Source organism: Streptomyces sp. NTH33 (assembly GCF_003236365.1).
In the GTDB taxonomy this organism is placed as follows: domain Bacteria; phylum Actinomycetota; class Actinomycetes; order Streptomycetales; family Streptomycetaceae; genus Streptomyces.
In genome coordinates this window covers 1-9,092 of sequence record NZ_POTZ01000294.1, presented here as the reverse complement: position 1 = coordinate 9,092, position 9,092 = coordinate 1, and the positions used below count along the sequence as shown (strand labels likewise).

Annotated in this window: 9 protein-coding genes; 2 read left to right on the top strand and 7 right to left on the bottom strand. The window is 71.9% G+C overall.

Going from position 1 to position 9,092, the window contains the following annotated elements; all coding sequences use genetic code 11:
- Positions 1 to 34: 34 nt before the first annotated feature.
- From C1I97_RS24620 to C1I97_RS24590, 7 genes are all read right to left on the bottom strand, one after another.
- The gene (locus C1I97_RS24620) at positions 35 to 1,057 is read right to left on the bottom strand and encodes a TIGR03842 family LLM class F420-dependent oxidoreductase (protein WP_111005363.1); all 1,023 of its coding nucleotides are present in this window, start codon (positions 1,055 to 1,057) and stop codon (positions 35 to 37) included.
- 11 nt (positions 1,058 to 1,068) lie between these two features.
- Positions 1,069 to 2,511: a dihydropyrimidinase gene (gene hydA / locus C1I97_RS24615; protein WP_111005362.1), complete on the bottom strand. Its 1,443-nt coding sequence runs from the start codon at positions 2,509 to 2,511 to the stop codon at positions 1,069 to 1,071.
- A 50-nt stretch (positions 2,512 to 2,561) separates the two neighbouring features.
- Positions 2,562 to 3,404, bottom strand: a complete 843-nt coding sequence (locus C1I97_RS24610; protein WP_111005361.1) for a nitrilase-related carbon-nitrogen hydrolase — start codon at positions 3,402 to 3,404, stop codon at positions 2,562 to 2,564.
- A gap of 155 nt (positions 3,405 to 3,559) precedes the next feature.
- Positions 3,560 to 5,146 carry a PucR family transcriptional regulator gene (locus C1I97_RS24605; protein WP_111005364.1) on the bottom strand — a complete coding sequence of 529 codons (1,587 nt, stop codon included), beginning with the start codon at positions 5,144 to 5,146 and terminating at the stop codon, positions 3,560 to 3,562.
- A 43-nt stretch (positions 5,147 to 5,189) separates the two neighbouring features.
- A complete protein-coding gene (locus C1I97_RS24600; RefSeq protein WP_111005360.1) occupies positions 5,190 to 6,473 on the bottom strand; it encodes an aspartate aminotransferase family protein in 1,284 nt (427 codons plus the stop codon).
- Complete coding sequence (locus C1I97_RS24595) at positions 6,470 to 7,312, bottom strand: nitrilase-related carbon-nitrogen hydrolase (protein ID WP_111005359.1); 843 nt, start codon at positions 7,310 to 7,312, stop codon at positions 6,470 to 6,472. The genes C1I97_RS24600 and C1I97_RS24595 overlap by 4 nt, the downstream gene beginning before the upstream one ends.
- 161 nt (positions 7,313 to 7,473) lie before the next feature.
- Positions 7,474 to 7,725, bottom strand: a complete 252-nt coding sequence (locus C1I97_RS24590) for a helix-turn-helix domain-containing protein (RefSeq protein ID WP_111005358.1) — start codon at positions 7,723 to 7,725, stop codon at positions 7,474 to 7,476.
- A 51-nt stretch (positions 7,726 to 7,776) separates the two neighbouring features.
- Here C1I97_RS24590 and map point away from each other — a divergent pair, with 51 nt between their 5' ends.
- Complete coding sequence (map, locus tag C1I97_RS24585) at positions 7,777 to 8,544, top strand: type I methionyl aminopeptidase (RefSeq protein WP_111005357.1); 768 nt, start codon at positions 7,777 to 7,779, stop codon at positions 8,542 to 8,544.
- Positions 8,545 to 8,781: 237 nt separating this feature from the next.
- A partial coding sequence (locus tag C1I97_RS24580) for a Clp protease N-terminal domain-containing protein (protein WP_181446892.1) occupies positions 8,782 to 9,092 on the top strand: 311 nt, incomplete at its 3' end.

The following is a 9,092-nucleotide window of genomic DNA, read 5'->3' as shown; positions in this document are numbered from 1 at the left end:
GGACAAAGGGGGGTTGGGAGGAGCGCTCGGCGGGTCAGGAGTTGACGGCCGGGATGACGTGCTGCCCGTACGCGTCGATCACGGCTTCCTGCGCGTCGTGCATGTCGTACACGGCGAACTGGTCGACGCCCAGTTCGCGCAGCGCGTTCAGCTTCTCGATGTGCTTCTCGACCGGTCCGACGACGCAGAACCGGTCGACGATCTCGTCCGGTACGAACCGGGTGTCCGGGTTGCCGCTGCGCCCGTGGTGGGTGTAGTCGTAGCCCTGGCGGGCCTTGATGTAGTCGGTGAGTGCGTCGGGGACGGCGGCGGAGTGCTCGCCGTAGCGGGCGACCAGGTCGGCGACGTGGTTGCCGACCATGCCGCCGAACCACCGGCACTGTTCGCGGGCGTGGGCGAGCGCCTCGGGCGAGTCGTCGGCGGTGACGTACGCGGGCGCGGCGACGCAGACCGTCACCTCAGCCGGGTCGCGCCCGGCCGCCGCCGCCGCGTCCTTGACGGCCTTGACCATGTACTCGGTCAGGTAGAGGTCGGCGAGCTGGAGGATGAACCCGTCGGCCTCCTCGCCGGTCATCCTCAGCGCCTTGGGGCCGTACGCGGCCATCCAGACGGGCAGTTCGGCGCCCGGTTTGATCCACGGGAACCTGATCACCGTACCGCCGCCCAGGTCGGCCTCCTCTCCCCTGCCCAGGGCCCGGATGACCTTCATGGCCTCGCTGATCCGGGCGAGGGTGTTGGGTTTGCGGCCGGCGACGCGCATCGCGGAGTCGCCGCGGCCGATGCCGCAGACGGTGCGGTTGCCGAACATGTCGTTGAGGGTGGCGAAGGTGGAGGCGGTGACCTCCCAGGTGCGGGTGCCCGGGTTGGTGACCATCGGGCCGACGGTCAGCTTCTGCGTGTGGGCGAGGATCTGGCTGTAGATCACGAACGGCTCCTGCCAGAGCACGGCGGAGTCGAAGGTCCAGCCGTACCGGAAGCCGTTGCGCTCGGCCCGTTTCATCAGGCTGACGACGCGCGAGGCCGGTGGGTCGGTCTGCAGGACGAGTCCGAAGTCCATGGGCGGCACTCCTAGCCGAGGTACTGACAGGTGGAGCGCGGGGTGTAGACGCCGTGCCCGGCACGTCCGGTGTACTCCCGCTCGGTGATGACGAGTTCGCCGCGCGAGAGGACCGTCTCGACGCGGCCGGTGACGCGCTTGCCCTCGTACGCCGAGTAGTCGACGTTCATGTGGTGGGTCTCGGCGGAGATGACCTGCTCGGCGTGCGGGTCGTAGACGACGACGTCGGCGTCGGCGCCGGGCGCGATGGTGCCCTTCTTCGGGTACAGGCCGAACATCCGGGCCGGGGTGGCGCAGGCGATCTCGATCCAGCGGCGGCGCGAGATGTGCCCGTCGACGACCGCCTGGTGCAGCAGGTCCATGCGGTTCTCGACGCCCGGCATTCCGTTGGGGATCCTGGAGAAGTCGCCGCGGCCGAGCTCCTTCTGGCCGGTGAAGCAGAAGGGGCAGTGGTCGGTGGAGACCACCTGGAGGTCGTTGGTGCGCAGGCCCCGCCACAGGGCCGCCTGGTGCTCCCTGGGGCGAAGGGGCGTCGAGCACACGTACTTGGCGCCCTCGAAGCCGGGCTCGGCGAGGTTGTCGGTGGACAGGAACAGGTACTGCGGGCAGGTCTCGCCGAAGACGGGCAGTCCCTCGTCGCGCGCCCTCGTCAGTTCGGCGACCGCCTCCCGGGCCGAGACGTGCACGACGTACAGGGGCGCGCCCGCGACCTGGGCGAGCCGGATGGCGCGGTGGGTGGCCTCGGCCTCCAGCAGGGCCTTGCGGACCTCGCCGTGGTACCTCGGGTCCGTCTCGCCGCGGGCCAGTGCCTGCTCGACCAGGACGTCGATCGCGATGCCGTTCTCGGCGTGCATCATGATCAGCCCGCCGTTCTCGGCGGCGCGCTGCATGGCGCGCAGGATCTGCCCGTCGTCGGAGTAGAAGACGCCCGGGTAGGCCATGAACTGCTTGAAGGAGGTCACGCCCTCCTCCACCAGCAGGTCCATCTCCTTCAGCGTCTCGTCGTTCACATCGGAGACGATCATGTGGAAGCCGTAGTCGATCGCGCAGGTGCCCTCGGCCTTGGCGTGCCAGGCGTCCAGGCCCTCGCGCAGGGCGGAGCCGACGGTCTGGACGGCGAAGTCCACGATCGTGGTCGTGCCGCCCCAGGCGGCGGCCCGGGTGCCGGTCTCGAAGGTGTCCGAGGCGTAGGTGCCGCCGAAGGGCATCTCCATGTGGGTGTGTCCGTCGACGCCGCCCGGGATGACGTACTTGCCGGTGGCGTCGATGGTCCTCCCCCACCCTCCGGGCGGGGGTGCCCCCATCTCGCTTCGCTCGGCGGTGAACGCCTCGGCGGCCGGGGTGCCGGAGGCGGCGAGGGCGGCGATGCGGCCGTCCTCGATCAGAACGTCGGCGTGGATCTCGTCGGCGGCGGTGATGACGAGGCCGCCGCGGATGACGAGGCGACTGCTCATGGTCCCTCTCCTTCCGGTCGGACGTGCACGGTGGGCCGCGGGTCCGGCGGTCAGGGCGCGGTCAGCGGCGTGTACGTGCCCGGCGCGCGGTCGCGGTAGAACTGCCAGCGGTCGCGGACCTCGCGCAGCTTGGCCAGGTCCAGGTCGCGCACGACGAGTTCGGTCTCCTTGTCGCTCGCCGGCTCACCGACGAACTGGCCCTCGGGGTCGACGAAGTAGCTCGTGCCGTAGAAGTCGTTGTCGCCGTACTCCTCCTGGCCGACCCGGTTGATCGCGCCGACGAAGTACTCGTTGGCCACGGCCGCCGCCGGCTGCTCCAACTGCCACAGGTAGCCGGACAGGCCGCGGGAGGTGGCCGACGGGTTGAAGACGATCTCGGCGCCGGCGAGACCGAGGGCCCGCCAGCCCTCCGGGAAGTGGCGGTCGTAGCAGATGTAGACGCCGATCCTCCCCGCCCTGGTGTCGAAGACGGGCCAGCCGCTGTTGCCGGGCCGGAAGTAGAACTTCTCCCAGAAGCCCTTGACCTGCGGGATGTGGGTCTTGCGGTACTTGCCGAGGTAGGTGCCGTCCGCGTCGATCACGGCGGCGGTGTTGTACAGGACGCCGGGCTGCTCCTCCTCGTACATCGGCAGGACGAGGACGATGCCCAGTTCCCTGGCGAGCGCCTGGAAGCGCTGGACGATCGGGCCCTCGGGGATCTGCTCGGCGTACTCGTAGAAGGCGGGGTCCTGGACCTGGCAGAAGTACGGCCCGTAGAACAGTTCCTGGAAGCACAGCACCTGGGCGCCCTGCGCGGCCGCGTCGCGGGCCGCCTGCTCGTGGACCTGGATCATGGATTCCTTGTCGCCGGTCCACGCGGTCTGGAAGAGGGCGGCGCGGATCACCTTGCTCATCGGGACCTCCACTCGCTCGGTGTGCGGCGAGCGTAGAGAGCCGGCGGGCCCGCTTTGAGGTGCACCGTGTCACGTCTGCGGGGGCGCGGCGTGCCACCGTGTCATCCCGGCTCTGCCCCATGTTCCACCGCCGTTCTCCCGGCTGCTGCCGTGTCTCACTGCTGTTGCGCGTCGTGCGCGAGGAGCGCGATGTGCACCGAGGCGGCCTGTTCGAAGTCGTCGAGGTCCACCCCGAGGCACGCCTGTATCGCCTCCAGGCGGCGGTAGAGCGCGGGGCGGGAGACGTGGTGGAGCTGGGCGGTGCGGGACTTGTTGCGGCCGGTGGCGAGGTAGGTGCGCAGCACGGACAGCAGGTCGTCGTCGGCCCGGCGCAGCAGGCCGTCCAGCTCCCGCTCGGCGAAGGACTGCACGTGCGGGTCGTCGCGCAGCAGCCGGATCAGGCCGCGCAGGTGCACGTCCTTCAGGCGTACGACGGCCGGGAGGCCGAGGGCGTCGGCGGAGCCGGCCACGGCGTCGGCGACGTGGCGGGCCTCGCGCAGCCCGGCGGGCACCTCGTCCCACGTGGTGCGGGCGTCCGCGGCGGCGACGACCGTGCGGGCGGCGCCCGGCGCGTCGCGCAGCCGGGCCGCGAAGTGCGCGGTGAGGGCGTCGGCGTCCTGGTCGCGGGCGAGGCTGAGCAGGACGGCGGCGGCGCCCTCGGCGAGTTCGGCGACGAGCCCGGGAAGGCCCAGCAGACGGAGCAGCCGGTCGAGTACGGCGGTCTCGCCGCCGGGTACGGCCAGCGGTACGAAGGTGCGCCGGTTGACCGGCAGTCCGGCGGCCCGCGCCCGGGGCAGCAGGTGCCGGGCCGGTACGGCCCCGCCGACGAGGTCGGTCAGCAGGCTCTGCGCGGACTGCTCCTCCCAGGTGCGGCCCGCGCCGCCGCCGAGCATGCGGTGCAGGACGAGGGCCTCGGCGGCGCGGTCGGCCAGCAGCCGTCCGGTGGCGGCGTCGCCGCGGTAGCCGCACAGCACGATCCGGCCCCAGCGCTCGCCGCGCCCGCCCAGTTCGGCGCGGATCCAGCCGTCGCCCTGGCCGGCGCCGGCCTGCCGGGCGATGCGCTCCCAGTCCCGCAGTACGTCGTCCACCGCGGGCCGCTCCCCCGCCGTGGCCAGGACCCGGTGGGCGAGGTTGGCGACGACGACGGGGCACGCGCTGTGCTGGGCGATCTCGTCGAGCAGCGCCTGCAGCGGGGCGCCCGCGGTGATCAGCGCGGTGAGCGCGGTCCGTACGGCCTCCGACAGGCTGACGGAGGCGAACTTCCGCCGGATCAGCCGGGACTGGACCTCCTCGGTCAGGTCGGCGAACGGGAAGGGGCGGTGCAGGACGACCAGGGGCAGCCCGCACCGCTCGGCGGCGCGTCGCATGACGCCCGGCGGGGCCGGGAACGCCCTGCCGAGGCCCAGGACGACGGCCGCGGCCTCCGCGCGGTGCAGGGAGCGGATGTACTCGGCCTGTTTCTCCTCGTCCCCGGCGAGCAGCACGCCGGTGGTGAGGACCATCTCGCCGCCGCTGAGCATCACGCCGACGTCGGCGGCCTCGGCGACGTGCACCCAGCGCACGGGCCGGTCGAGGTGGCCGGCGCCGGCCACCACCTCGGGCTCCCCCGCGAGCACCCGCTCCAGGGTGAGGACCTGGCGGACCGACAGGGCGGGTTCCGGCGCGTTCCAGAGGGTCGGGGAGCTGTCCGAGGCGATGGTCATGGCCATGGTCCCTTGCTCGGCTCGGGTTCCGGTGCGGGGCTCCTCAGCAGACGCTGCGCAGGGCGTGCTCCAGGATCGCGGCGCCCTCCTCGGCCTCCGCGACGGTCAGGGACAGCGGCGGGGCGATGCGCAGGGCGCTGGTGTTGTGGCCGCCGCCCTTGCCGATGAGCAGGCCGCCGTCGCGGGCCGCCTCCAGCACGGCGGCGGCCGCCCGCGGATCGGCCTTGTCGGTGCCGGGTTCGACCAGTTCGACGCCGATCATCAGCCCGCGTCCGCGTACCTCCCGTACGCCGGGCAGCTGGGCGGCGACGGCCCGCAGCCGCTCGATGAGCAGCCCGCCGACGCGCCGGGCGTTGCCCTGCAGGTCGTGTTCGAGGAGGTAGGTGAGGTTGGCGAGGCCCGCGGCCATGGTGACCTGGGTGCCGCCGAAGGTGGAGATGCTGTTGGCGTCCAGGCAGTTCATGATCTCGGCGCGGGCGACGACCCCGCCGACGGACATGCCGTTGCCGATGCCCTTGGCGAAGGTGACGATGTCCGGCGGCCCGCTCCTCCCGTGCGCCTGCCAGCCCCAGAAGTGGTCGCCGGTGCGGCCCCAGCCGGTCTGCACCTCGTCGGCGATCCACAGGATGCCGTGCTCCTTCAGCACGTCCCGGAAGGCGGCGTACAGGCCGTCGGGCGGGGAGGTGAACCCGCCGACGCCCTGGACGGGTTCGGCGATCAGGGCGGCGGGCGGGCGGGTGTGGCCGAGGAGGTCGCGCAGGTCCTCGACGCAGGCCGCGGTGAACTCCGCGTCGCTCAGGTGGGCGAACGGGCCGCGGGTGCGTACGCCGCCGTGGACGTACAGCGTCTGCAGCGGGGACAGGGAGGTCGGGGACCAGCCGCGGTTGCCGGTGATGCCGACCGCGCTGAAGGAGCGGCCGTGGTAGCTGTTGCGCATGGCCAGGATCGTGTTGCTGCGCCGGTAGGTCGTGGCGAGCAGCAGCGCGGTGTCGTTGGCCTCGGTGCCGGAGGTGGTGAAGAAGACGCGGGCGTCCGGGATGCCGCTCAACTGGGCGATACGATCGGCGAGTTCGACCATCGGCCGGTTGAGGTAGAGCGTGGAGGAGTGGATGATCCGCCCGGCCTGCTCGCTCACCGCCTTGGTGACCTCGGGCAGCGCGTGGGCGGTCATCGTGGTCAGGATCCCGCCGAAGAAGTCGAGGTACCGCTTGCCGCGCGCGTCCCAGACGTGGCGGCCCTCGCCGTGGGTGATCTCGATCGGGTCCTCGTAGTAGAGCGCGAGCCAGTCGGGTGCGACGGCCCGGTGGCGGGCGTACAGGTCGCTCATGGCTGCACCAGCCCTTCGTAGGCGTCGGGGCGGCGGTCGCGGTAGAAGGCCCACTGCTGCCGCACCTCTTCGATGAGGTCGAAGTGGAGGTCGCGGACGAGGAGTTCCTCCTTGGTGTCGTCGGCGACGTCGCCGACGAACTGTCCGCGCGGGTCGACGAAGTAGCTCGTCCCGTAGAAGTCGTTGTCGCCGTACTCCTCCTGGCCGACCCGGTTGATGGCGGCGACGAAGTACTCGTTGGCGACGGCCGCGGCCGGCTGCTCCAGTTGCCACAGGTGGGCGGACAGGCCGCGGTGGGTGGCGGAGGGGTTGTAGACGAGCTGGGCGCCGCCCAGGCCGAGCTGCCGCCAGCCCTCCGGGAAGTGGCGGTCGTAGCAGATGTAGACGCCGACCCTGCCGACGGCGGTGTCGAAGACGGGCCAGCCGAGGTTGCCCGGCCGGAAGTAGAACTTCTCCCAGAAGCCCGTGACCTGCGGGATGTGATGCTTGCGGTACTTGCCGAGGTAGGAGCCGTCGGCGTCGATCACGGCGGCGGTGTTGTAGTAGAAGCCCGACTGCTCGACCTCGAAGACGGGGGCGACGATCACCATGCCGGTCTCGCGGGCGAGCTCCCGCATGCGCCGCACCGTGGGCCCGTCCGGCACGGGTTCGGCCCAGCGGTAGTGCTCCGCGTCCTGCACCTGGCAGAAGTACGGCGCGTTGAAGACCTCCTGGAACCCGATGACCCGCGCGCCCTGACGGGCCGCCTCGCGGGTGTGCTCCTCATGCTTGTCGATCATGGACGCGGTGTCGCCGGTCCAGGTGGCCTGGACCAGGGCCGCACGGACGACGTTGGCCATGAGCCGCTCCTTCGACGTACGTCAGAGCCAGAGCCTCTACGCCCGTAGAGCAGGCCTAGAGGGACGAACGTAAGCCTTTCGGACCACCTTGCCAAGACCATCGCCGCCAACCCGCGAAGTCGATCGCGTTTCACACCCCAGTGGGCGAGCGTCCCCCGGCCTCACACCCCGGCCGGCGCACACCGCCCCGCCAGCTCGTCCATCGACAGCCCGAGGACACGGGCCAGGGCGGCCACCGTGAAGAAGGCCGGGGTCGGGGCCCGCCCGGTCTCGATCTTGCGCAGGGTCTCCGCCGAGATGCCCGCGCTCGCCGCGACCTCCGCCATGCTGCGGTCGCCGCGCGCCTGACGCAGCAGCCGCCCGAGCCGCTCGCCGCGTTCGCGTTCTTCGGGAGTCAGAGGAGTGCGCACCATGCCGCCATCCTACGACCCCACCGGGATTCAAATACCGGTATAGTAATTGGGATGGTGGAACTGAAGACGGACACCTCGATCGACGCCATGCACGAGACCGGCCAGGTGGTCGCACGGGCGCTCACCGCCGTGCGCCGGGCCGCGGACGTGGGAGTCTCCCTCCTGGAGCTGGACGAGCTGGCCCGTGACGTACTGCGCGAGGCGGGCGCCGGCTCGCCGTTCCTCGGCTACCGGCCCTCCTTCGCCCCGACCCCGTTCCCTGCGGTCCTGTGCGCCTCGGTCAACGACGCGATCGTGCACGGCATCCCCCATGGCTACCGGCTGCGCGACGGCGACCTGCTCTCCCTGGACTTCGGCGCCGAGCTCGGCGGCTGGGCCGGCGACTCGGCGGTCAGCTTCGTCGTCGGCCGGCCGCGCCCCGCCGACCTGAGGCTGATCGAGACCGCCGAGCGGGCGCTGGCCGCCGGCATCGAGGCGGCCGTGGCCGGCAACCGCATCGGCGACATCGCCCACGCCATCGGCTCGGTGTGCCGCGCGGCGGGCTACGGCATCCCGGACGGCTTCGGCGGCCACGGCATCGGCCGCCGCATGCACGAGGACCCCGCCGTCCCCAACGAGGGCCGCCCCGGCCGCGGCCTCCCCCTGCGCCCCGGCATGGTCCTCGCCATCGAACCCATGCTGATCGCCGGCGGCGGGGACGGCTACCACGCGGCTCCGGACGGCTGGACCCTCCGCACGAACGACGGCTCCCGGGCAGCCCACGTGGAACACACGGTGGCGATCACAAGAACAGGCCCCCGCATCCTCACGGAACGGTAGGACAACCAACCTCAGGGGCGCGGGGCCGCATCGATATGCGGCTCCGCCGCGTGGGCGCGAAAAACCACAACGCACCCGCACCCGCACAACAAGACCACGCCCCCGAGCTCGTAGGCGCCCGCCCCAAATTCATACGCGCCCGACATGCCCGAAGAAACCACACGTGCCATCGTTGAATGAGCGCAGCTCAACCGGATACTCGGCGGGAGCCACTCGTCAGCGGAGGAACGGAAAACGATGACCAGCGGCTACCTCGGCCCGGAAGGCGACCCCTTCAGTGAGTTCTTCGCCCGCTTCTTCGGCGGGCCACGCCCCGGCCCCCGGCAGGTCGACATCGGCAGGCTGCTCAGCCAGCCCGCCCGGGAGCTCGTCAAGGGCGCGGCGCAGTACGCCGCCGACCACGGCAGCCGGGACCTGGACACCGAGCACCTGCTGCGGGCCGCGCTCGCCACCGAGCCCACCCGCAGCCTGCTCAGCCGGGCCGGCGCGGACCCCGACTCGCTCGCGACGCAGATCGACGAGCGGTCCGGCCCCGTGCAGCGTCCGGG

Bases quoted from the DNA above. Each gene is read 5' to 3' on its own strand.
- C1I97_RS24620 (WP_111005363.1), bottom strand. From the start codon at position 1,057: ATGGACTTCGGACTCGTCCTGCAGACCGACCCACCGGCCTCGCGCGTC.
- hydA (WP_111005362.1), bottom strand. From the start codon at position 2,511: ATGAGCAGTCGCCTCGTCATCCGCGGCGGCCTCGTCATCACCGCCGCC.
- C1I97_RS24610 (WP_111005361.1), bottom strand. From the start codon at position 3,404: ATGAGCAAGGTGATCCGCGCCGCCCTCTTCCAGACCGCGTGGACCGGC.
- C1I97_RS24605 (WP_111005364.1), bottom strand. From the start codon at position 5,146: ATGACCATCGCCTCGGACAGCTCCCCGACCCTCTGGAACGCGCCGGAA.
- C1I97_RS24600 (WP_111005360.1), bottom strand. From the start codon at position 6,473: ATGAGCGACCTGTACGCCCGCCACCGGGCCGTCGCACCCGACTGGCTC.
- C1I97_RS24595 (WP_111005359.1), bottom strand. From the start codon at position 7,312: ATGGCCAACGTCGTCCGTGCGGCCCTGGTCCAGGCCACCTGGACCGGC.
- C1I97_RS24590 (WP_111005358.1), bottom strand. From the start codon at position 7,725: ATGGTGCGCACTCCTCTGACTCCCGAAGAACGCGAACGCGGCGAGCGG.
- map (WP_111005357.1), top strand. From the start codon at position 7,777: ATGGTGGAACTGAAGACGGACACCTCGATCGACGCCATGCACGAGACC.